This is a genomic window from Streptomyces sp. NPDC006551 (assembly GCF_040611675.1).
In the GTDB taxonomy this organism is placed as follows: domain Bacteria; phylum Actinomycetota; class Actinomycetes; order Streptomycetales; family Streptomycetaceae; genus Streptomyces.
In genome coordinates this window covers 174,768-194,786 of the sequence record NZ_JBEXOT010000003.1, presented here as the reverse complement: position 1 = coordinate 194,786, position 20,019 = coordinate 174,768, and the positions used below count along the sequence as shown (strand labels likewise).

Sequence of the window (20,019 nt, the reverse complement as noted above, 5' to 3'; positions counted from 1 at the left end):
GCGGCGGAGCTTTTCCACTCTAATGGCACCCCATGGGCACCCAAGCGGTTTCAACCATCGGGTTCCCTCGCCCGGGCTAATACCCGGAAGCCGGTTCATACCAGCGAGTAGCCGGCGCTACCAGTCCTCGCGCGAGGTCGACGACGACATGAACTTCCGCACCACGTAGACGAGCCCGGCGACCAGCGCGACGAAGACCAGCACCTTGAAGAGCAGACCGATCACAAACGTCGCGATGCTGGTGATCAGACCGCCGAAGACGAACAGGGCGATGACAGGTATGGCCACCCACTTCACCCACCAGGGCATGCCCGCGAGAATCTCCCGTACCGCCATTGTCCTTACCCCATCTCCGAAGAGTCCGTTCCGCGCACTCTGCGCCGAACGCTTTCGATGCTAGGGGCGGCGGGGGTGCTCGCGGGGGCCTCACGGCCCTTGCTCTCCCCTGATCCACCCCCTAGGGGAGCTCGGACCCGGCCGGGCCTCGGCTTTCGGGGCGACTCAGCTCTCCGGCGGGGAGAAGACCACCATGACCCGCAGGTCCTCGGTGATGTGGTGGAACTTGTGGGCCACCCCGGCCGGCACGTAGACGACGCTGCCACGGGCCACCTGAGTCGTCTCCGTCCCCACCGTGATCGAGGCCCGGCCGCTGACGACGAAGTACACCTCGTCCTGGCCGTGCGGTTGCTGCGGGTCGAGCGCGCCCGCGTCCAGCGCGTACAGGCCGACCGACATGTTCCGCTCGCGCAGGAACTGAAGGTACGCGCCGTCGTTGGCGGCACGCTCCGCCTCCAGTTCGTCCAACCGGAATGCCTTCATCGTCCGTCCGCCCCTGCACTTGGCCCGATCATGTCTGCCACGATCAGACACATGAAGAATTTCGTAGTCAAGACACTCGCCAACGCGGGTGCCCTGGCGGTGGCCATCTGGCTCCTCCAGGACATCACGCTCACCGGTGAGAGCACCGGCAAGAAGGCCCTGACGCTCATCCTTGTCGCCCTGGTTTTCGGGCTGGTGAACTTCTTGGTCAAGCCCGTCGTGAAACTGCTCACGCTTCCGCTGTTCATCCTCACGCTCGGCCTGATCACCTTGGTGGTCAACGCCCTGATGCTGCTGCTGACGTCCTGGCTGGCCGACCAGCTCGACCTCAGCTTCCATGTCGAGGGATTCTGGACCGCCGTCCTCGGCGGCCTGATCATCTCTGTCGTCTCGTGGGCGCTCAACGTCGTGCTGCCCGACGGGGACTGAGTGCGAACGATGACGTACCGCCTGCGGGCGGTGCGCGAGAGTGTGGAGGAACCGGCGTGAACACGGACGCACGGGGCGCAGAACTCGGTGACGGAACGCGGGCGGTCCGGGCCGGGCTGCCCGAACCGGTCAAGTACGAACCCACCCTGCCGGGGCCGGTCTTCGCCGCCCACTTCCATCTGCCGGGCGATCCCACCGGCCCCTACACCTACGGCCGGGACGAGAATCCCACCTGGACCCATCTGGAACGCGCCATCGGCGAACTGGAGGCCCCGGGGGAGCCGGACATCGAGACGCTCGTCTTCGCCTCCGGCATGGCGGCCATCTCCGCCGTCCTCTTCTCCCAGCTCAAGGCCGGCGACGCGGTCGTCGTACCGGACGACGGCTATCAGGCGCTGCCCCTCCTCCACGAGCAGCTGAGGGCGTACGGGATCGAGGTCCGCACCGCGCCGACCGGCGGCGACGCCCAGCTCTCCGTACTGGACGGAGCGCGGCTGCTGTGGATCGAGACCCCCTCCAACCCCGGGCTCGACGTCTGCGACATCCGGCGCCTGGTGCGTGCGGCGCACGAGTCCGGAGCGCTGGTCGCCGTCGACAACACCCTGGCCACCCCGCTCGGACAGCGCCCCCTGGAGCTGGGGGCGGACTTCTCCGTCGCCAGCGACACCAAGGGCATGACCGGGCACGGCGACATCCTGCTCGGACATGTCAGCTGCCGCGATCCCCGCCGGGCCGCGGAGGTACGGCGCTGGCGCAAGGTCGTCGGGGCGATCCCCGGCCCCATGGAGGCCTGGCTCGCCCACCGTTCCCTGGCCACGCTCCAGCTGCGCGTCGACCGGCAGTGCTCGTCGGCCCTCGCGCTCGCCCGGACGCTGCGGACTCGCGGGGAGGTGACCGGGCTGCGCTATCCCGGGCTTCCCGACGACCCCTCGCACGCGGTGGCGGCCTCGCAGATGCGGCGGTTCGGTCCCGTCGTATCGTTCGTCCTCCCGGATCGGGAGTGGGCCGAGCGGTTCCTCGACGGACTGCGTCTGGTGGACGACGCCACCAGCTTCGGCGGTGTGCGCTCGACCGCCGAACGGCGCGGCCGGTGGGGCGGCGACGCCGTCCCGGAGGGTTTCATCCGCTTCTCCGTCGGCGCCGAGGACCCCGAGGACCTGATCGCGGATGTGCTCCGCGCCCTCGACCTGGCCGAAAAGGCCGTCGGCTGACGCGTCGCACACGGAACGGGGCGCTCCGAGCCTCCCCCCTCATGGCTCGGAACCCCCCGGTTCCACGCGCGGAGATCCCGCTCGCACAAGGCTAGTTGACTCTGCGTCAGTGTCCAATCACGGTAGCGACAGCGACCTATCGACTTATTTATAGTTGGACGGTCTTGAGGCGCCATCAGCCGACGCCTGAGTCGAACGGCCGCACGGCCGGGAGGGGGCGGGCATGGACTTGGCCCTGCTGCGCACGTTCGTCACGGTGCACCGGGCCGGCTCCTTCACCCGCGCGGCGGCGCTTCTCGGGCTCTCCCAGCCGGCCGTCACCAGCCAGATCCGCACCCTGGAGCGGCAGCTGGGCCGCCCCCTCTTCCTCAGACAGGCCCGTGGGGTCACCCCCACCACCATCGGGGACGAGCTCGCCCACCGCGCCGCCCCGCATCTGGACGCCCTGGTGGAGATCGCCGAGAGCGATCCGGACGAGGAGAACGGCGTCCGCACCCTCCATCTCGCCGGGCCTCCGGAGTTCACCTCGGCGCGTGTCCTGCCGGCCCTCACTCCTCTGGTCTCCCAGGGCCTCGCCGTCAGGGCCTCCTTTCTCGGCAGTGCCGAGGAGGTCCTCGACGGGCTCGCCGCCGGACATCACGATCTGGCCATCGCCACCGCTCGTCCGCGCGGCGGTCTGTTCACCTCCACACCGCTCTGCGACGAGGAGCACGTCCTGGTCGCCGCCCCGCGCTGGGCCGCCCGGCTGGGCCCCGAGACGCTGCTGCGCAAGGGATCGGTGGTCCTGGAGCAGCTGCCGGTGGTGGAGGTGCACGAGTCGCTGCCGTTCGTCTCCCGCTATTGGGCCGCCGTATTCGAGACGAAGCCGGCGGCCACCGGCACCGTCATCGCGCCCGACCTGCGGGCCGTCCTGGAGTCCGCGGCCTCCGGCGCCGGCCTGGCGGTACTGCCCCGGTACCTGTGCGAGGACGCCCTGCGGCAGGGCCGGCTGGTGGCGCTGCTCGATCCACCGGTGCCCCCTCTGCGGACATACTTCGTGATCGTGCGCACCGGCACCCTCGCGCTGCCCCCGATCGCGCGGGCGCACGAGTGGCTCCTGAGAGCCGCCGGGGACTGGTGAGTTTCAGGACACCTGTGGCGGGCCATTTTCTTCCCATGACCGAACGACCAGTGGTCAAGCGCACCGCACGCGCCATCCTGCTCGATGGAAACGACCTCATCCTCATCAAGCGCACCAAGCCGGGGATGGATCCCTACTGGCTGACGCCCGGCGGCGGGGTCGAGCCTTCGGACAGCACCGTCGTCGAGGCCCTCCACCGCGAGGTGCACGAGGAGCTCGGCGCCAAGATCACCGATGTGGTCCCCTGCTTCGTCGACACCGTCGAGCACATCGTCGACGGCGGCGTCTCCGGCGTGAAGGTCCAGCACTTCTTCGTCTGCCGGCTGGAGTCGATGGACACCTCCCTGCGTCACGGCCCCGAGGTCGAGGAGCCGTGCGGCGAGTACGAGATCGTCCGGGTGCCGTTCAGCCGGGTCGGGATCGCCGCCGTCCACCTCGTACCCCTGTCTCTCCGGCATTACCTGGACGGCAACATCGAGGGCGTCCGCGCGATGCACGCCCCCGACCTGGGCTGATCCACGGGACAGGACCTAACGGCCGCCGACCGCCACCAGGTCCTCGAGGGAGTCGTGGCGGATGCGCTCGGCGGGAATGCCGACGCCCCGGAGGGCGTCGACCCCGCTGCGAATCATTCCGAGCGGGCCTGAGAGATAGGCGTCGTACTCGTGCCAGGGGCCGTACCGGCACACGGCGTCCGGCAGGCGTCCCTGGTCGTCGGTGACCGGCCGCACCGACAGCCAGGGGAAGGCCTGCTGGAGCCGCATCATCGTGTCGATGTCATAGAGGTCATGGTCGCTGCGCGCTCCGTAGAACACCTCGACGGGGCGCCGGTCCCCGTGCTCGGCGACGTCCTCCACCAGCGCCTTGATGGGCGCGATCCCGGTCCCTCCGCCCAGGCAGAGCATGCCGTTGTCGGTGGAGTGGTCGACGGTCATGGACCCCGCGGGAGGCCCGAGCCGCAGCACGTCCCCGGGGCGCGCGTGGTGGACCAGCGCCTGGGACACCCACCCCGCCGGAACCGCCTTGACGTGCAGCGAGAGCAGCCCGTCGGGCCTGGGTGCCGAGGCGAAGGAATAGTGCCGCCACACGCGGGGCCACCGGGGCGTCTCCAGCGTCGTGTACTGACCGGCGAGGAAGGGATAGGGCTGGTCGGGCCGCAGGGTGATCACCGCGACGTCCGGGGTCCGCAGGTCGTGTGAGACGACCTCGGCGTGCCACCAGGCCGGCGCATGCTGCTCGTCCTCGGCCGCCGCGTCGATCATGATCTGCGAGATCGTGGCGTACGTGCGGACCCAGGCGGCCTCGGTCTCCTCGTCCCACGTCGTGGTGGCGTACCGCATGAGCGTCCCGATGAGGGCTTCACCGACTGCCGGATAGTGGGAGGGCTGAGTGCCGTATTTGCGATGTCCGCGCCCCAGGCTCTGGAGGTGTGCGGTGAGCACCGGGGCGTTGTCCATGTGCTCGGCGGCCGTCAGCAGCGCTCTGAGAAGGCGGTCGCGCTGGGTGTCCATCGCCGCGGGGAACATCGAGCGCAGTTCGGGCCTGCTGATGAAGAGCAGCGCGTAGAAGTACGAGGTCACCTTGTCGGCGACGGGTGCGATCTCCGTCAGGGTGCGACGGACGAGGAGGGCATCGGGAGAGGGCCCCGAAGGTATTCGGGGCGGCGCGTCGCCCACAGCGTCCTTCTCAGCGGCCGACGGGGTGGTCGGAGCGTTCATCGTGTGCCTCGCCCTCGCGCAACCGGCTGTTGTCGCCGCAGCATGGCAGTTTCGACCACCGGTTCGGACAGAGAGTGGAATTCTCGGGCATTCGCACCGGGATTCCGGTTAGGCTGCGCTTTTTCGCACCAGTTCGTACGCCTCTCGCAGATCGGTTCCCGTGTAGCTGTGACGGGAAAGCCCGGCCAGATGACGGTCCGCGTTCACTGCCACGGTCTCCGGAACCGCCGCGAAGAGCGCCGCGTCGGACATCGAATCGCCATAGGCGACGCAGTCCTCGAAGCTCACGCCGAACTCCGCACACAACCGCTGCGCGATGCTCACCTTCGCCGCGGCATTGAGAATCCCCGGGCGATGGATCGGCGCGGTGAAGGGAACCGACGGCCAGCGGGACCCATGGGCGGCATCGGCCCCCCAGTCCAGCAGACGCTCGACGAAGAAGTCGGGCGAGAGTGAGATGACGGCGCAGCGACCTCCCTGAGCCCGGATGTCGGCCCAGACCTCTCGGATGCCGGCGAGCCAGGGCGCCCCCTCGAAAGCGGCTGTGACCTGTTCCGTCGTGAGTTCGGACCACAGCTCACGGGCCCGGACCGCGAACTCGTCGGGTGTCAGCCCCCGTAGCAGGAAAGCCTCCTCCAGCGCGGCGATCTCCTCAGCCAGACCGAGCTGCCGCGAGATCTCCACAGCGGCGGCCGACCCACGGATCAGGGTGCCGTCGAGATCGAAGAGGTGAAGCCTTCGTCCACTGCCCGGAGGGGTCGTCATGTACGCCGAGGCTAGTACGCGCGGTTACTCCCCCCGTCAGACGCGGGGCGAGGAGGTCGAACGGCACGGTGTTTCACGTGAAACATCTCAAGCGTCCCGCTCGTCGGGCTCTCCTCGTCGTCCATGTCTCCGTCTCCGTGGCGTGGCTCGGGCTCAGTGTGGGGCTGCTGACGCTCGGCATCACCGCCTATGTGACGGGCGACGCCTCGCTCACGGAGGCGGCCTACCGTGCCATGAAGGTGTTCGCGGACTGGCTGCTGGCTCCGGTCGCCCTCGTCACCTTGATGAGCGGTCTGGTGCTCGCTCTGGGCACGCCCTGGGGACTGGCCCGCCACCGGTGGGTCTGGATCAAGTTCTGGATCACGCTGGCGACTGCGACCGCGACGGTGTTCGCACTTCGGCCGGAGATCGAACACGCGGCTGCGGCCGGAGTCCCGGACAGCAGCCTGGTGGCAGCCCCCACGGTGTCGACGGCGGCCTACCTCTTCATGACCGCGATCTCGGTCCTCAAGCCATGGGGACCGACCCGGCGGGGGCGCCACCTGCGGGTATCGGCCAGTTCCTGTAAAGCGGTGGACGGACGATCAGTGCGTCGGACAGCCTGAACGCCATGCCGACATCGCTCACCCCGCTCGACCAGCTACCCATCCGACGTCTCACCTCCGGCGACCTCCTTGCGTGCGCCGATCTCTCGGAAGACCGGGGCTGGCCGCGCGAGGAGCACAAGTGGGGCCTGCTGCTCGCCGCGGGGACCGGTTACGGCATCGACGACCCGGGCGGCAAGGGACTGGCCGCGGCTTGTGTCGTGACGTCGTACGGCCGGGGGCTCGCAGCCATCGGCATGGTTCTGGTCGCCGAGCGGCACGCCCGCCGGGGCGTCGGGCGCCGACTGATGCGGCATGTGGTGGCCGAGGCGGGTGACACCCCGCTCACCCTCCACGCCACTCCGAACGGACAGCCGCTCTACGAGGAGCTGGGATTCGCCGTCACCGGCCGCGCGGAAATGGTCCAAGGCCGCTTCACGCCCAAGGAACCGGATCCTGGTATCCCGACCCGGCCGGCCACAGCGGAGGATCTCCAGGCCATTCTGCGGCTGGACGCCGAAATCTTCGGACTCGACCGCACGCATGTGATCACACGCCTCCCGGCCTTCGCCGACCACCTTCGCGTCGCCGAGGAGAACGGCCGGATCACCGGCTTCGCCGCGGCCTGGCCGAATATGGAGACTCATGTCATCGGGCCTCTCATCGCCCAAGACTCCGCCACCGCGCAGTCACTCATCGCCTCGCTGGCCGCCGCCACGGACCGCCCGCTCCGTACGGACATCGATGTTCGGCACGAGTCCCTTCTACGGTGGGTGAAGGCGAACGGTCTCGCCCCGATCGCCTTCAACGCCGTCATGACGCGCTCCCTGCCCCACCTTCCCGGCGACTGGAGCCGCCGGTTCGCTCCCTTGACCGTGGCAGCGGGATAAGGATCAGGTAATTGCATACGCGGGCTATTGCGTTCATCGTCTACTCTGGGAGAAGCCGCTCCGGGACCGAGGAGAGACCATGACCGCGACCGACCCCGCACTCACCGCCCTCTCCCAGGGCTGGTGCGCCCTTTCCCTGCTGCACGGCAGGATCGAGTCGCACATCGAGCGGGAGCTGGAGGCCAAGCACGGCCTCAGCATGCGCGAGTACTCGCTCCTCGACGTGCTCAGCCGCCAGCACAGCGGCCCCGGGGGCCATCTTCAGATGAAGCAGGTCGCGGACGCCGTCGTACTCAGCCAGAGCGCCACCACCCGGCTGGTGACCCGGCTGGAGGACCGCGGTCTGCTCACCCGGTACCTCTGCGCCACCGACCGGCGCGGCATCTACACCGATGTCACCGAAGCCGGCTTGAAGCTCCTCGAAGAGGCACGGCCCACCAACGACCGTGCTCTGCGCGAAGCGCTCGACCAGGCTGCGGAGAACCCGGAGCTGGCTCCGCTGGTCCGTGTCGTCGAAGGGCTGCGCGTTCCCGCCTGACCGGCCGGTCCTGGGCGTAGCCTGCGCTCCATGAGCGATCTTGAGATACGACCCGCCACCGCGGGAGACCTCCCCGACATCGTCGCGATGCTCGCCGACGATCCCCTGGGCGCCCAGCGGGAGTCCCCGGGTGACCTCACTCCGTACACCGTGGCCTTCGAGCGGCTGGCCGGCGACCCGAATCAGCACGTGATCGTGGCCGTGCGCAGCGGAAGGACCGTCGGCACCCTTCAGCTCACGATCATCCCCGGACTCTCCCGCCGAGGCGCGACCCGGTCGATCATCGAGGGCGTCCGCATCCACTCGGAGGAGCGCGGCAGCGGCCTCGGATCCCAGCTCATCGAGTGGGCCGTCGAGGAATCCCGGCGCCAGGGCTGCCAACTGGTCCAGCTGACCTCGGACGCCACGCGTACAGACGCCCACCGTTTCTACGAGCGGCTCGGCTTCGAGGCCTCCCATCTGGGTTTCAAGATGAGCCTCTGAGTCTCGGAGCAGCACAGGATGCCGAGGCGGGCCCTCGGCATCCTGTTTCACGTGAAACGTCGGCACCGTGGCATCACCTCAGAGGCCGCGCCAACCTTCCTCGTCGACACCACCCGGAACCGCGTCGCCCTGCTCGTACGGCTCCCGCGTGAAGACGAAGGACGCCAGATCGAGATGGCCCACCGAGCCGTCCGCCCGCCGTACCGCCCGCAGGGTCTCCCCCGCGTAATAGCCGTCCAGCCCGATCCATCCACCGTCCGGCAGGGAATGGAAGGTCGCTCGCCGTCCCACACCGCGCAGTGGCTCCAGGACCACGCTGCGCTCCGGCCCCAGTCGCAATGCGTACGCATACGTTCCCCAGTACCAGGGACCGGTCAGTTCCAGCAGTTCCCGGTCGACCTCGGCATCCGGAAGCGGCCGCCACGGCTCGGGGAACCTCGGCTCGGCCTCCGCCACGATCCGTACGAGATCGGCGGCGACAACCGCGGTCAGCGGGCCTGAGGTGGCATTGGCGAGCGCGACCGCCGCCACGTCGTCGTCCACACTCACCCAGAGACAGGCGACGAAGCCGGGCAGCGATCCGGTGTGACCGACCAGGGTCCGGCCGTCCTTACGAAGCAGCTGCAGGCCGAGGCCGTAACCGCCTTCCCAGTCCTCGGCGCCGGGCGGAGCCGCCGGTGTACGCATCTCCTCGACCGAGGCCGCACTCAGGACCCGGTCATCGCCTTGGGCAAGGAACACCGCGAAGCGGCAGAGGTCTTCCGCCGTCGACCAGAGCTGTCCGGCCGGCGCCATCAGCCCCAGGTCCTCGGACGGCTCCGGGAGCATCACATCGGCCCACGGATGCACTGCCCAGCCGCCGGCATGGGGAGCGACCGGCTGGGTGCTCGTCCGGGTCAGCCCCAGCGGCTGCAGGATCTCACCACGCAACGCCTCTTCCCAGGACACTCCTCGGACCGCCTCGATCAGCGCACCCAGCAGCGTGTAGCCGGGGTTGGAGTAGTGATGGCGCCGCCCCACGGGGTGAAGGAGCGGCTGGTCGCCGAGGACGTCGGCCAGTTCCGGCCGTGCCGTCCCTGGCGTGCGTTCCCACCACGGCGCGGGTGTCTCTGCGCCGAGACCGGCGCTGTGCCCGAGGAGCTGGGCGATGGTCACCTCGCCGACGCCGTCGACCAGATCGGCGTGTGCGAGGTGCTTCTCCAGGGGATCGTTCAGATCCACGAGCCCCTCGTCCCGCAGCCGCATCACCAGGACGGCGGTGAACACCTTGGTGAGCGAGCCGATCCTGTACTGCGTGTCGGCGTCCGGGGCATGCCCGTCGACGCAACTGCGCGATCCGCTCCAGACCATCCCCCCACCCCGGGCCACGGCGCCGACGAAGGAGGGGGCGCGGCCCTCCGCTTGAGCGACGGCCACACGGTGTGACAAGGCCCGCTCGGTGCTGGGAAGCAGAGCTTCGAAAGATGACGTCATAAGGAGATCAAACGCCGCCTGCCCCGCTCGGTCGACCCCATTCCCGCGAGGCGGGCTGCCGACTCGACTCCGATGCGGGAATCCCGCTGTCCCGTCTCGCTCGACCGAGTCCGGGCAAGCGCTGTGCGCGCCCGCCCGAACACGCTTGTGGCTCTGGCCTAGGCTTCCGTCCGTTTCTCCAAGCGGCTGCCACGGGGCAGGGTGACGGACATGATGTCGCTGGGGGCGTCCAGGGCGATACGGTGCCATCGCCCGCGCGGCACGATGGCCGCGGTTCCAGCCGCCAGCTTGATCTCCTCCTCCTCATCGCCCGGCTGCTCCGGGCGGAAGTAGAGGCGTATCCCTCCGGTGAGGCAGGAGACGACCTCGTCCGCGGCGGTGTGGATCTCCCAGTGGTCGCCGTGGATGTCGGCGTCGGTCTCCACATGGAAGGTCATCACCTGCCAGCCGTCCCGTTCAGGATCGAACACCGGCTGCTCGGCACGCACTTGACCGCCTTGATGAAGGTGGATGAAGGAGGCGAAGAGATCGATCGGGGTCACGGTCACGCCGAGACATCCTTTCAGTGGTGATCTTTCATCTGTGGGCTGTGACGGGGGGCCGGGCCGGCTGGGGCCGCGTCGCTGCTGAAGTCTTCGAGGTCGTCAGCCGACAGCCGGGCGACGATCGGCCCAGGGGTGTGCGAGCTCGAGGGTCCGGGCCACCTGGAGCAGGAGGTCTTCCCGCCATGGTGCGGCGACGAGCTGGACGCCGACGGGCAGGCCGGTGGCGTCGTCGTGGTGGACGGGAACGGAGATCGCCGGTTGGCCGGTCACGTTGAACAGTGACGTGAATACGGCCAGTGGGTAGCTCTTGAGCAGTGGCGTCAGGGGATCGTTGTCGGCGCCTGTTCGCCAGAAGCCGACGGGCGGCGGCAGGCACGCCATCGTGGGCGTGACGAGCAGGTCGTAGCTTGTGACGAAGGCTTCGACGATGCGCCGCGACAGGCGTTGGGTCTTCTGCACGCCCTCTGCGTAGGTCCAGGAGTCGATGGCTCGCGCCGCCTCGCGCAACGCCCGGTTGTGGGGCTCGACCCGGTCCGGGTCCGCGAGGGCCACCCCGGCGCCCCCGACGTTCCAGATGGTCGTGAACGCCGCGACCAACTCCTCGGCCGGGGGCAGCGGAAGGGGAACGTCGACGATGTGGTGGCCGGCCGATTCAAGGGTCCGGAGGGTCTTGTCGACCGCTGCCGCGCACGCCGGGTCGACGTTCAGACCGTCGATGGGAGGAGCGAGGAGCACGCCGATCCGCAACCCTCTCGGCGGGGCCGTCGTCATCGCGTCGGCGAAGGACCGCCGCGGGGTCGGGGGCGACCACCACGCGGCAGGATCATGCCGGGCGAGCACGTCCAGGGTGGCCGCGGTGTCGGCCACAGAGCGCGTGAGGACGCCGTTGGTTGCCAGACCCTCGCTGTCGACGGCCACGTTCGTGACCAGGCCGCGGGTGGGCTTGAGTCCGACAAGGCCGGTGCAGGACGCCGGGACGCGGATCGACCCGCCCCCGTCCGCGGCGTGGGCGAGGGGCGCCATCCCGGCGGCGACGGCGGCGCCCGCGCCGCTCGACGACCCGCCCGGCGTACGGTCCGGGTCCCACGGGTTGCGGGAGATGCCCAGGGCCTCGCTTTCGGTGAAGGACACGGTGCCGAATTCGGAGGTCGTGGTCTTCCCGAGCAGTACGAACCCCGCGTCCACGAACCGTTGCACCACCGGGTCAGATACCCCGGCAGGCGCCCGGTCGGCACCGGCGGACCCATGGGTCGTCGGCCAACCGGCCACATCGAGGAGGTCCTTGATCGGTAGCGGAACGCCGTGGAACGGCGGGAGGTCCTCGGTCGAGGCGGCCCGCACCACCGCGTCAGCTGCCGCGGACGCGGCTTTGCGGACGTCGTGATCGGCCCGGTGGCAGAACGCGTTGAGCCGGGGGTCGAGCTCGTCCATCCGCTCCAGGTAGCTGTCGGCCACCTCGACGGGGCTCACCTCCTTGCGGCGTATGGCAGCGGCGAGTTCGACGGCCGGCGTGAACGGATCGATCGGATGGCGCATCACAAGCTGTCCTCTCCAGGGCGGTTGCTGGGCCGTCAGTGTTGTCGCGTGCCTGGAGGCGCGTCTTGGATAAATGTCGCGACGGCGGCGCTACCGCCGGCGGCGACTCGTAGCCTGAAGCCATGCGAAATGCCGAGTGCGCTCGTGCCGCCGCAGCGAGGTGGGAGATCACCACCCCGTCGCGGCCCGGTCGGCTTCCGGGAATCGGCATGGCTGGATTCCGGGATCGAAGAACGGACCTCGTCGACCTTCAGGTGGTCCCGTACCCGGCTGTCACGGTGGTCGTCGACTTCGGCGATGGGCTGCTCGTTGACGACGTCAGTCGTCGGCAGCAGCGAGGCAGCGCCGTTCTCGGCCTCGCGCCCGGCAGCGTTCGGGTGCACGGCCGGGATATCGAGTGCCTGCAGATACGGCTGTCACCGGTGGTCGCGCACGCGGTGCTGGGAGCCTCCCTGGAGGCGGGTGGGACGGTGGTCGCCCTCGATGATCTCTGGGGCCGCGATGCCAGGCGAACTCAGGAGCAACTGCGCGCTGCCGCGTCGTGGGAGGACCGGTTCGCGATCGCGGAGGCCGCGCTTGCTCGAAGAAACCAGACAGGCCGGGCGGTCGACCCGGAAGTCGGCTACGCCTGGCGGCAGATGGTGATCCGCCGAGGGCAGGTTCGGGTCGAACCACTGGCAACCGAGATCGGATGGAGCCGTAAGCGTCTGTGGACCCGGTTCCGATCCCAGATCGGCCTCACGCCTAAGCGCGCTGCGCAACTGGTCCGCTTCGACCATGCCGCCCACCGCCTCGCCGCAGGTCACAGCGCTGCCCTGGTGGCGGCGGAGAGCGGCTATGTCGACCAGTCCCACCTGCATCGGGACGTCATGGCCTTCACCGGGGTGACGCCCACGGCCGTTGGGGCCGCGCCATGGCTCGCGGTCGACGACGTCGCGTGGGCCGCCTCGGAACACCCATCCGAGACCTGAACCAGCGGCCAACACGTCACCTTGCGCTGGATTCCGCTCCACCTGCTCGAAGAGGCGATCCGCCTGGTGGGTGGTTGTAGGGCTCGCCGCGCATCGATGAGTTTCCCGCGCCGCGCCGGTCTGTACGCGTGAGACCGACTCACGGAAGGCTGGCGCCATGCGGAAACTGATCTACGGCATGAACCTGACCCTGGACGGCTACATCGCCGCGCCCGGCGACGACATCGGCTGGAGCGCGCCGAGCGACGAGCTGTTCCAGTTTTGGTCCGACCAGTTGCAGGCGACCGACCTGTCGCTGTACGGGCGCAAGCTGTGGCAGACGATGAGCTCCTACTGGCCGACCGGCGACCAGCAGCCCAACGCCACCCCGGCGGAGATCGAGTTCGCGCGCCGCTGGCGGGACATGTCGAAGGTGGTGTTCTCCTCGACGATCGACAAGGTCGACTGGAACACCCGCCTGGTCCCCGGCGACGCGGTCGCCGAGATCACCCGGCTCAAGGCCGAGGACGGCGGCCCGATGGACATCGGCGGCGCGACGCTCGCCGGGGCGGCCATGCGGGCCGGGCTGATTGACGAATACGTGCTGGCCACCGCGCCGGTCCTGGTGGGCGGCGGCACGCCGTTCTTCACCGCGCTGGACAGCTGGGTGAACCTGAACCTGGTGGAGACGCGGACGCTTCCCTGCGGCGTGATCCTGACCAGGTACGAGACGAGGCGCTGAGCGCTGACGGGCGGAGCGGGCCGGACCCCGCCACCCGAAAGGGTGAGAACTCCGACCAGCGAATCTCACGAAGACGGCATAAGTGCCGCCGATGTGCCATCGGAGATGAGACTGTGCCGTGAAATCTGAGCCCCTACACGGCTTGTAGGTTCTCACTTTCGGTGTCATGCGCCGACGCTATGACCTGGAGGTTCCCCTCCAGTCTCACGACGTGTCGGCAGGCGGCTGTCTCAGATCGATGTCATTTCCTCAGACTGCCCAGCCGGCTGCGCCGGACCTCATGAACCTGCATCGGCGGCCGTCCGTTCCATCCACTCCCGCACCTTCACTGCTTGCTCGATGCGGTTGACGATGTCCTTCTTGGACGCCGTATCCAAGGTCTCCGGGATCTTGTCGAAGGTGTCGGGAAGGACATCGATCAGACCCCAGATCTGTTCGCCGGTGCTGACGGTCAGCAGTTGCTGGCACCTCCACTGCAGCGGCGTCTCGGGACGGTGCGTGAGCCGCTGCACGAGTGTCGGGAACAGGTAGTGCGTCGCCTCTGCGGCGAGGTGCTCTTGGAGCCAGTCGACCGGGAGACGCTGGCTGAAGCTGTGCGTGGCGGCCTCTTGGGCCAGGTCCAGGAGCTGAGCGGTGTCGACGGCCCGGACGGTGCGGGGAAGGGTCGGGGTCATGTCGCGATGATGCCAAGAAGCCCTCGGAACACCGAGAGGTCGGCGGGGTCGGGTTGCAATCTGTCAAGGAACTCGGCCCAGGCTTTGTCGAACTCGCCGGAGGTCACCCTTCCACGGACGGTTCGCCGTTTATGCGGATCCATTCGTGGATGGTCTCGATGGCGTCGAGAAGGTCCTGGAAGGTGCAGAGATCCCGGTGCTGTTGTCGGACCTGGCCTGTTGCCATGTCCCCGTACTCAAGCTCGGCTTCCCCGCTGCTCCAGACGATGAGCACGCCGACGAAGTCATCGTTTTCGAGCGTCATCCAGGTGCTGTTCTTGGTTCGGCCGTCCTCGGGCGACTGCTGGACCGCACCCGTGATTCCGCAGGATTGCAGGCGTTCCTCATGCTCGGCGAACCAGGCCTGGAGCCTCTCCGGCAGTTCGACCGATATGGGCTGCTTTTCTTCGCTTTGTCTCATGGCTGGGCGATGAACCCTGCGGATCGGTCGAGCTGGAAGGGAGATCCGGCCTTGGTTGGTTCCCAGCCTCGGTCCCGTGCTTCTCGGATGCTGGCAGCAACGTGGGCTGGGCGGATGGGCACTGCCTCGGCACCCACCCAGTTGCTGGGATGGGCCTGGCCGCTGGCGACGATCAAGGTCGCGCCCGACTGGCTGCCGCTGGCCGCTTCAACTGCATAGGTCATCGGTGTCCAGCAGAGTCCCTGCATGTAGGAGGGCTTCCTGCGGATCCGCCAGCGGTACTCGATCCCGTCAACGGTTATGCGCCGGGAACCCTTCTTGTTCAGCGCCATCTTCGCCTCCTGCGCCGTTGGAATCTGATGTGTCGCCGCGGTCGCGAAAAGCAGGTTGTACGCGAACGTACCGAACGTTATCGCCGACAAGCACCTTCGGGCTACGGATGGGTTGATCAGCCCATAAGTTGGTGTCAGTGCCGAGCGACCCGGCGCATCGCACCCACCCCGGGTGCACTCACCGCGATCGGAGAGCACCGTGAAGAACAGCCCGCTATGGCGAGTGGTTGACAACGAGAGCGGTACCCAGTCCATCGTCAGCACGCCCTCCGAGGCGGTCGCGTTCGTCAACAGCCGGTTCGACACCGATGACGACGACGAACCCTTCAGCATCACCGAGGTCGGCTCTCTCCTTCCGAAGCCACTCGAGATCATCACCGCATGGGCCGCCGAGAAGGACGGTGAGCGAACCGACGGGCGTACTGCCCCGATCACCATCAGGCCGGTTGTGACGGACAACGCCAGCGAGTGCGACGACGTCGTGCTCTGGGGCGACGTGTACGTCTCCTGGGACCACGACATGTACACCGTCGAGGAGCCAGACAGTTCCGTGTACAGCGAGGCTTACAGCGCAACCGAGTTGAGTGCGATCCTCGACGAGTACGCCGACGACTATGAGTACGCGCCTGAAGGGCCTGAAGGGCCCGACAGCCACAGGTGGCCGAAACCGGAAGAGTTGATCACCTACGGCGCCCAGGAGTGTGCCAAGCGGTTCGGGCACCTCGACGACGACGCCCTGCTGTGGCTCGCTGCCACCCGCATCACGCTCGCCGTGTGGCGCAACACACCCGTCGAGAACTGGCATGCCGGGAAGAGTCCGCTCCACGACGGCACAATGATGCGGATCAACACGGCAACCACCCGACTCGTGCGCTCGATGCTGTCGTTCGACCATGTCGACTGGATCGGTCTCGGTCTCGCGATCGTCAACCCGTCCCGGGTTCTACCGACAGGGCAGTCCGTACTCGAGCTCGGGCTGGCCTGCCACAACCCTGACGACCCGGCGCACGAGGTTGATCCGCGAGAAGAACTCGCGGAGATGGCGCAGGTCGCGATCTCATGGGGGCGAAGGCACTGCCTTCACGAGAAGGAGTTCGGCCTGCGAACCCTGATCGAATCCTTCTGTGCGTCCGACAATGGCTGGTTCGGAGCACCGAGTTGGGGGCGCATCGTCGATCGGTTCCTTACGGCTGTCGACGACCGGGAGAATGCGCACTGGCGCATGCGCCGGGACGAGGCTTGGTTCGACGAGTGGTTCACCAACCGGCCGGCCGACATTGCGGACACCACGGAATTTCGTCGGCTGCTCCTTGCCGGGCCCGACCTGCTTTCCGAGGAGGCCGCCGAATGGTGCGTGGATGGTGCCATCGGCTACGTCTGCCAGGACGACCACGCGAACGACTGCTGGCGGTGCGGTATCCCGCTGGCAACGGAGTCCCCCAACGAGTGAATGTGTGCACCAGCATAGGAAAGCAGCAATCCACTGACCGCACTCTCTCCCGCCTACTCGGCGGCCTCCCCTGCTTGGGGAGCCAGTCGCGGCTCCACTGACTGGAGATGTGCGGGTGCTTCTGACGGATCTGTGGCAGCAACGCTGGCCCGGCTGCCCGCCGGTCGGCCACAAGCTCCGTGAGCCCTACAGGAATGCCTGGGTCCGCTTCCATAGTCCGTCGGGTCTTTTGACATCAGTATCACCGGCCTGCCGGTTTCTTGATCACCACGGCTTCCACGACACGGAGGTCGAGCAGGTCGCCGGACCTCCGGGATCATGACGCCATGCAACTCCGATACTTCAATCAGACCGGATGGACCGCCATCTTCAATGGCACTGAGACCGAGATCGGTCGCATGGTGCGCGTGGAGGGATGGGATCCCGCAACCGGGACAGCCTTGGTGGTCGACCCGCAACGAGGGGCACTGCGCCAGGTCACGGACTACGTGGACTTCTCCCACTTGGAGCGGGCCGATCAGGTGGTCGCCGCGATACCCGGTGGGGGATGGCGGGCACACTGGACGGATGAAGGGCCGGGTGGATCACCTCTCACGGAGCAGGTGCTGGCCTGGTTGATCACTTCGCAGGGCCGGGCGACTGCCATCACAGTCGATGCTCAGGGGCATGTGGAGGACGCCGACAGCGCCGACGCCCTCATACCGCCGGGTGAGGAACTTCAGTGACGGCGTCGATGCCGCAACAGGCGGGCCCGGCGTCCGAGGGTCGGGCTTCTGATGCCGACTGGGAGGCTCCCTACTACCGGGTTCGGGCCGCCGGCTTCCAGGTGCTCTTCCTCGTGGAACCGGACGAGGCGATCGAAGAGGTCTGCAACGTCGATGCCGAGGTTCATCTTGCCGACGGGTCGCGCTGGAGTTCCACGATCTTCACCCTCGCCGAGGTGGATCGGCTCATGCGGAGCTGGGAGGCGAGCGGAGAGGCGGTCTCCGGGCAGTGCTTCTTCTGCGCGGACGGGCTGATCGTGCGGAATCCCGGCATCGGCAGCATGGTGCGCGTGATTGCCGGGCTGGTGGCATCAGGCGAGTTCGACGGGGTGTTTCGGCGCATTGCCGACCCGGAATGATCATGCCACGTCTCAGGGCATCGTGTTGTCCTGCATCTTTCGAATGGCCTTGAGCACCTTCTTCCCCAGGGGAGTGAGCGTCATGGGCCTACCGCGTTCGGCCCGGACCAGGAGTGGTCCACCGAGTTCTCGTTCGATCCGGTTGATCTGTGCGACGAGGGTGAACGTGTTGAGGCCGAGGCCGCTCGCTGCGGCACCGAGGCTGGGGTAGTCAGATGCAGCCGCGAATCGGCTCAACCGTTCGCTGGCCCCCTGGCCGCCGAGTGCCGGCCGGAGGATGCTTGGTGCTCGGCTGGCCTGGTCGATTGCCCGAAGTACCTGGCTGTGACTGGATCCTCCGCGTGGTCGCAGCGGAACGTTGTGGGTCTTGGCCCAGCGGGCCATGTTCGCGGTGCTCATGCCAGCTTCTCGGGCGAGGTCCGGCAGGGTCCGGCGGCGGTGGACGTACTGCTCGATGAGCCAGGCCCGTTCGACGGTGCCGCGGCGCTTGTAGTCCTTGGGGCCCTCGCGGAGCGGGATGCCGTACTCCTTGGCAAGGTCGGTCAGCACTCTGCGGGAGAAGCCGGTGAGGGTGGCGATCTGCTGGAGGGACCGGTGTTCGTCAAGGTAGAGCCGGGTGAAGCGCTCTGCCGGAATGGCTTGCCGGGCCTGCTGCCGGATGCGGCCGGCGGCCCTGGCGGTGCTCTTCGTCAGCGGGGGTGCAGGGGCTGGATGTTCGTCGAGGACATGTCGGATGGCTTCGACGGTCGTGCCCAGAACCTGGGCGGCGTGCTGAACAGGGTGCTGGCGTTCGCGGACAAGCTGGTGCAGGCGGGGTAGGTCGACGTGTGCCGGATCGGGGCCGGGAAGGGAGAGCCCTGCCAGCAGGGTGGCGGGCGGCTGCCAGGTCATGGGCTCGTCGTGGATGTGATGTGAGGCCAGGAAGTTGAGGGCTTCCTGCTGGAGGGCGTGCGCGAGTTCAGGGGTCTGAAGCGCAGTGAACCGCAGGGACGTCGCCCGGAACTCTGCGCTGTCGGGACCGCCCAGGTCGTCGGGGGCAGACTCGGCGGGCAGGCCGCTGAGACGTTGGAAGAGCTGGCTGCGTGCGATGCGTTCGCGCCGTCCGGTTCCCGGTGGTGTTCCGGTGTGGCGGCAGATCTCCAGCCAGCGGTCATGAGGAAGCAGGCCGGTGTAGTCGAGGAGTCGGCGTCGGCCGTAGTCGATGGGGGTGCTGTTGGCATCGAGGTAGTCCGCGAGCCGGTCCAGAGCAGTGGCGATGTCCGGCCATTGCGGAAGGTCGTCGACTTCCTGGAGGAGGCGTGAGACCTCCGTGCCGTCGATGGCGTCACCGATCAGCCCGGCTGCTTGGTCCAGGGATGTGCGGCTGTCGGGAATCAGTAGCAGGGCGGCGAGAACGGGAGCCAGAGCCCGCGCATGGATTCCCTCAGGTGGTGCGAGGCGGATCGTCCAGGGCGGCCAGAACATCGTGGGGATCTTCCTGGCTCGCTGCTCGATGTCCCGAGTGGTCCGGGTCGGTCGGCGGGGGGTCTCGGTCATGATGCGGTAGCGGACGTATTCGCTGGGGCGGAGGGAAGGGGCGAGGGCCGCCAGGTGCACGGACTGCAGCACCGGGCTGATGCCCCTGCCCCAGCTGTCGATGCTGGTCGCCGAGATCTGCGTGAGTTCCTCGCGTACTGCTTCCAGCAGGCTCCGCAGGGCCTCGCCGGCCGGGTGGATTCCTGGTTGCTCCAGGATGCTCAGGGCCATGGTGACTGCGACGGCCGTGTCCGCGGCTCGGGGCGGGGCCATGAACCCCGGACGTTCCATGGCCTTTCCGGTGTGCGGGGAGACCGCATCGGTGCTGAGGTGAGCTTCTGCGATGTCAGCCGGGATCTGTTCCCGTAGGACAGCTGCGGGCAGGTCGCTCAGGACGCGTATGCCCAGGGCACGGATGTCCGCCAGCACCGCCGATGCCGGCTGGGGAGAGGTCCAGTAGGGGCCGAAAGCTGTTGTTGCCCCGTCGATGATCTCCATCATTCGGTCCTGAGCCATGAGAACCGGATGGCCAGGAGGCAGGAGAAGCGTCGAAGCGCGGGTCAGATCGGTGCCGCAGCCAGCCGAAAACGGGCGGGTGGGGCGGGTCGGTGGATTGCCACAGAGTTCAGGCCGGGGGACGGACCGGCCGGAACGGGGCCGCT

The 20,019-nt window shown here is 68.1% G+C and carries 24 protein-coding genes; 13 read left to right on the top strand and 11 right to left on the bottom strand.

All coding sequences use genetic code 11. The features are described from left to right. Positions 1-117: 117 nt before the first annotated feature. Together ABZY12_RS05320 and ABZY12_RS05315 are read right to left on the bottom strand one after the other, a co-directional pair. Positions 118-336, bottom strand: a complete 219-nt coding sequence (locus ABZY12_RS05320) for a DUF5326 family protein (protein ID WP_356887340.1) — start codon at positions 334-336, stop codon at positions 118-120. A gap of 165 nt (positions 337-501) precedes the next feature. Beyond that, a complete protein-coding gene (locus tag ABZY12_RS05315) occupies positions 502-819 on the bottom strand; it encodes a cupin domain-containing protein (RefSeq protein WP_356887338.1) in 318 nt (105 codons plus the stop codon). 51 nt (positions 820-870) lie between these two features. On the opposite strand from ABZY12_RS05315, the gene ABZY12_RS05310 reads away from it, so the two are divergent. From ABZY12_RS05310 to ABZY12_RS05295, 4 genes are all read left to right on the top strand, one after another. Next, positions 871-1,248 (top strand): phage holin family protein, encoded by a 378-nt coding sequence (locus ABZY12_RS05310; protein ID WP_356887336.1) that lies wholly within the window; start codon positions 871-873, stop codon positions 1,246-1,248. A gap of 56 nt (positions 1,249-1,304) precedes the next feature. Further along, positions 1,305-2,459, top strand: coding sequence for a cystathionine gamma-lyase (locus ABZY12_RS05305; protein ID WP_356887334.1), 1,155 nt, complete (start codon positions 1,305-1,307; stop codon positions 2,457-2,459). A 223-nt stretch (positions 2,460-2,682) separates the two neighbouring features. After that, positions 2,683-3,579: a LysR family transcriptional regulator gene (locus ABZY12_RS05300; RefSeq protein ID WP_356887332.1), complete on the top strand. Its 897-nt coding sequence runs from the start codon at positions 2,683-2,685 to the stop codon at positions 3,577-3,579. A gap of 35 nt (positions 3,580-3,614) precedes the next feature. Next, a complete protein-coding gene (locus ABZY12_RS05295) occupies positions 3,615-4,094 on the top strand; it encodes an NUDIX hydrolase (protein ID WP_356887330.1) in 480 nt (159 codons plus the stop codon). A gap of 15 nt (positions 4,095-4,109) precedes the next feature. Here ABZY12_RS05295 and ABZY12_RS05290 read toward each other — a convergent pair whose 3' ends face one another. Then, the gene (locus ABZY12_RS05290) at positions 4,110-5,297 is read right to left on the bottom strand and encodes a globin domain-containing protein (protein WP_356887328.1); all 1,188 of its coding nucleotides are present in this window, start codon (positions 5,295-5,297) and stop codon (positions 4,110-4,112) included. A gap of 108 nt (positions 5,298-5,405) precedes the next feature. Beyond that, positions 5,406-6,062, bottom strand: a complete 657-nt coding sequence (locus tag ABZY12_RS05285) for an HAD-IB family phosphatase (RefSeq protein WP_356887326.1) — start codon at positions 6,060-6,062, stop codon at positions 5,406-5,408. A 77-nt stretch (positions 6,063-6,139) separates the two neighbouring features. Between ABZY12_RS05285 and ABZY12_RS05280 the strand changes: the two genes are divergently transcribed. The 4 genes from ABZY12_RS05280 to ABZY12_RS05265 all read left to right on the top strand — a co-directional run bounded on the left by ABZY12_RS05280 (position 6,140) and on the right by ABZY12_RS05265 (position 8,557). Beyond that, a complete protein-coding gene (locus ABZY12_RS05280) occupies positions 6,140-6,667 on the top strand; it encodes a DUF2269 domain-containing protein (protein WP_356887324.1) in 528 nt (175 codons plus the stop codon). Positions 6,668-6,672: 5 nt separating this feature from the next. Continuing rightward, entirely contained in the window at positions 6,673-7,536 is an 864-nt protein-coding gene (locus tag ABZY12_RS05275) for a GNAT family N-acetyltransferase (RefSeq protein WP_356887322.1), read from the top strand. Positions 7,537-7,615: 79 nt separating this feature from the next. Next, positions 7,616-8,074, top strand: coding sequence for a MarR family transcriptional regulator (locus tag ABZY12_RS05270; RefSeq protein ID WP_356887320.1), 459 nt, complete (start codon positions 7,616-7,618; stop codon positions 8,072-8,074). Between the two features lie 30 nt (positions 8,075-8,104). Beyond that, positions 8,105-8,557, top strand: coding sequence for a GNAT family N-acetyltransferase (locus tag ABZY12_RS05265; RefSeq protein ID WP_356887318.1), 453 nt, complete (start codon positions 8,105-8,107; stop codon positions 8,555-8,557). Positions 8,558-8,635: 78 nt separating this feature from the next. Here ABZY12_RS05265 and ABZY12_RS05260 read toward each other — a convergent pair whose 3' ends face one another. The 3 genes from ABZY12_RS05260 to ABZY12_RS05250 all read right to left on the bottom strand — a co-directional run bounded on the left by ABZY12_RS05260 (position 8,636) and on the right by ABZY12_RS05250 (position 12,111). Continuing rightward, on the bottom strand, positions 8,636-10,030 hold the full coding sequence (locus ABZY12_RS05260) for a serine hydrolase domain-containing protein (protein WP_356887316.1): 1,395 nt from the start codon (positions 10,028-10,030) through the stop codon (positions 8,636-8,638). Positions 10,031-10,188: 158 nt separating this feature from the next. Further along, positions 10,189-10,578 (bottom strand): cupin, encoded by a 390-nt coding sequence (locus ABZY12_RS05255; RefSeq protein WP_356887314.1) that lies wholly within the window; start codon positions 10,576-10,578, stop codon positions 10,189-10,191. Between the two features lie 96 nt (positions 10,579-10,674). Continuing rightward, complete coding sequence (locus ABZY12_RS05250; protein ID WP_356887312.1) at positions 10,675-12,111, bottom strand: amidase; 1,437 nt, start codon at positions 12,109-12,111, stop codon at positions 10,675-10,677. Positions 12,112-12,233: 122 nt separating this feature from the next. Here ABZY12_RS05250 and ABZY12_RS05245 point away from each other — a divergent pair, with 122 nt between their 5' ends. Then, positions 12,234-13,082 carry a helix-turn-helix domain-containing protein gene (locus ABZY12_RS05245; RefSeq protein WP_356887310.1) on the top strand — a complete coding sequence of 283 codons (849 nt, stop codon included), beginning with the start codon at positions 12,234-12,236 and terminating at the stop codon, positions 13,080-13,082. Between the two features lie 157 nt (positions 13,083-13,239). After that, entirely contained in the window at positions 13,240-13,803 is a 564-nt protein-coding gene (locus tag ABZY12_RS05240; RefSeq protein WP_356887308.1) for a dihydrofolate reductase family protein, read from the top strand. A 278-nt stretch (positions 13,804-14,081) separates the two neighbouring features. Here ABZY12_RS05240 and ABZY12_RS05235 read toward each other — a convergent pair whose 3' ends face one another. The 3 genes from ABZY12_RS05235 to ABZY12_RS05225 form a co-directional block, all read right to left on the bottom strand. Beyond that, positions 14,082-14,477, bottom strand: a complete 396-nt coding sequence (locus ABZY12_RS05235) for a hypothetical protein (protein ID WP_356887306.1) — start codon at positions 14,475-14,477, stop codon at positions 14,082-14,084. Between the two features lie 103 nt (positions 14,478-14,580). Continuing rightward, positions 14,581-14,937, bottom strand: a complete 357-nt coding sequence (locus ABZY12_RS05230; protein WP_356887304.1) for a hypothetical protein — start codon at positions 14,935-14,937, stop codon at positions 14,581-14,583. After that, on the bottom strand, positions 14,934-15,359 hold the full coding sequence (locus ABZY12_RS05225; protein ID WP_356887302.1) for a hypothetical protein: 426 nt from the start codon (positions 15,357-15,359) through the stop codon (positions 14,934-14,936). Before ABZY12_RS05225 ends, ABZY12_RS05230 begins: the two co-directional genes overlap by 4 nt. A 109-nt stretch (positions 15,360-15,468) precedes the next feature. Here ABZY12_RS05225 and ABZY12_RS05220 point away from each other — a divergent pair, with 109 nt between their 5' ends. From ABZY12_RS05220 to ABZY12_RS05210, 3 genes are all read left to right on the top strand, one after another. Beyond that, on the top strand, positions 15,469-16,719 hold the full coding sequence (locus tag ABZY12_RS05220) for a hypothetical protein (RefSeq protein WP_356887300.1): 1,251 nt from the start codon (positions 15,469-15,471) through the stop codon (positions 16,717-16,719). A 326-nt stretch (positions 16,720-17,045) separates the two neighbouring features. Beyond that, positions 17,046-17,444, top strand: coding sequence for a hypothetical protein (locus tag ABZY12_RS05215; RefSeq protein WP_356887298.1), 399 nt, complete (start codon positions 17,046-17,048; stop codon positions 17,442-17,444). An 8-nt stretch (positions 17,445-17,452) separates the two neighbouring features. Beyond that, a complete protein-coding gene (locus ABZY12_RS05210; RefSeq protein WP_093895167.1) occupies positions 17,453-17,842 on the top strand; it encodes a hypothetical protein in 390 nt (129 codons plus the stop codon). A gap of 12 nt (positions 17,843-17,854) precedes the next feature. Here the strand turns inward: ABZY12_RS05210 and ABZY12_RS05205 are convergent, their stop codons facing one another. Next, positions 17,855-19,873: a LysR family transcriptional regulator gene (locus tag ABZY12_RS05205; protein ID WP_356887660.1), complete on the bottom strand. Its 2,019-nt coding sequence runs from the start codon at positions 19,871-19,873 to the stop codon at positions 17,855-17,857. Positions 19,874-20,019: the final 146 nt, after the last annotated feature.

Coding starts and splice junctions, on each gene's coding strand:
- ABZY12_RS05320 (WP_356887340.1), bottom strand. CDS start 336: ATGGCGGTACGGGAGATTCTCGCGGGCATGCCCTGGTGGGTGAAGTGG.
- ABZY12_RS05315 (WP_356887338.1), bottom strand. CDS start 819: ATGAAGGCATTCCGGTTGGACGAACTGGAGGCGGAGCGTGCCGCCAAC.
- ABZY12_RS05310 (WP_356887336.1), top strand. CDS start 871: ATGAAGAATTTCGTAGTCAAGACACTCGCCAACGCGGGTGCCCTGGCG.
- ABZY12_RS05300 (WP_356887332.1), top strand. CDS start 2,683: ATGGACTTGGCCCTGCTGCGCACGTTCGTCACGGTGCACCGGGCCGGC.
- ABZY12_RS05295 (WP_356887330.1), top strand. CDS start 3,615: ATGACCGAACGACCAGTGGTCAAGCGCACCGCACGCGCCATCCTGCTC.
- ABZY12_RS05290 (WP_356887328.1), bottom strand. CDS start 5,297: ATGAACGCTCCGACCACCCCGTCGGCCGCTGAGAAGGACGCTGTGGGC.
- ABZY12_RS05285 (WP_356887326.1), bottom strand. CDS start 6,062: ATGACGACCCCTCCGGGCAGTGGACGAAGGCTTCACCTCTTCGATCTC.
- ABZY12_RS05275 (WP_356887322.1), top strand. CDS start 6,673: ATGCCGACATCGCTCACCCCGCTCGACCAGCTACCCATCCGACGTCTC.
- ABZY12_RS05270 (WP_356887320.1), top strand. CDS start 7,616: ATGACCGCGACCGACCCCGCACTCACCGCCCTCTCCCAGGGCTGGTGC.
- ABZY12_RS05265 (WP_356887318.1), top strand. CDS start 8,105: ATGAGCGATCTTGAGATACGACCCGCCACCGCGGGAGACCTCCCCGAC.
- ABZY12_RS05260 (WP_356887316.1), bottom strand. CDS start 10,030: ATGACGTCATCTTTCGAAGCTCTGCTTCCCAGCACCGAGCGGGCCTTG.
- ABZY12_RS05250 (WP_356887312.1), bottom strand. CDS start 12,111: ATGCGCCATCCGATCGATCCGTTCACGCCGGCCGTCGAACTCGCCGCT.
- ABZY12_RS05245 (WP_356887310.1), top strand. CDS start 12,234: ATGCGAAATGCCGAGTGCGCTCGTGCCGCCGCAGCGAGGTGGGAGATC.
- ABZY12_RS05240 (WP_356887308.1), top strand. CDS start 13,240: ATGCGGAAACTGATCTACGGCATGAACCTGACCCTGGACGGCTACATC.
- ABZY12_RS05235 (WP_356887306.1), bottom strand. CDS start 14,477: ATGACCCCGACCCTTCCCCGCACCGTCCGGGCCGTCGACACCGCTCAG.
- ABZY12_RS05230 (WP_356887304.1), bottom strand. CDS start 14,937: ATGAGACAAAGCGAAGAAAAGCAGCCCATATCGGTCGAACTGCCGGAG.
- ABZY12_RS05215 (WP_356887298.1), top strand. CDS start 17,046: ATGCAACTCCGATACTTCAATCAGACCGGATGGACCGCCATCTTCAAT.
- ABZY12_RS05210 (WP_093895167.1), top strand. CDS start 17,453: ATGCCGCAACAGGCGGGCCCGGCGTCCGAGGGTCGGGCTTCTGATGCC.
- ABZY12_RS05205 (WP_356887660.1), bottom strand. CDS start 19,873: ATGGCTCAGGACCGAATGATGGAGATCATCGACGGGGCAACAACAGCT.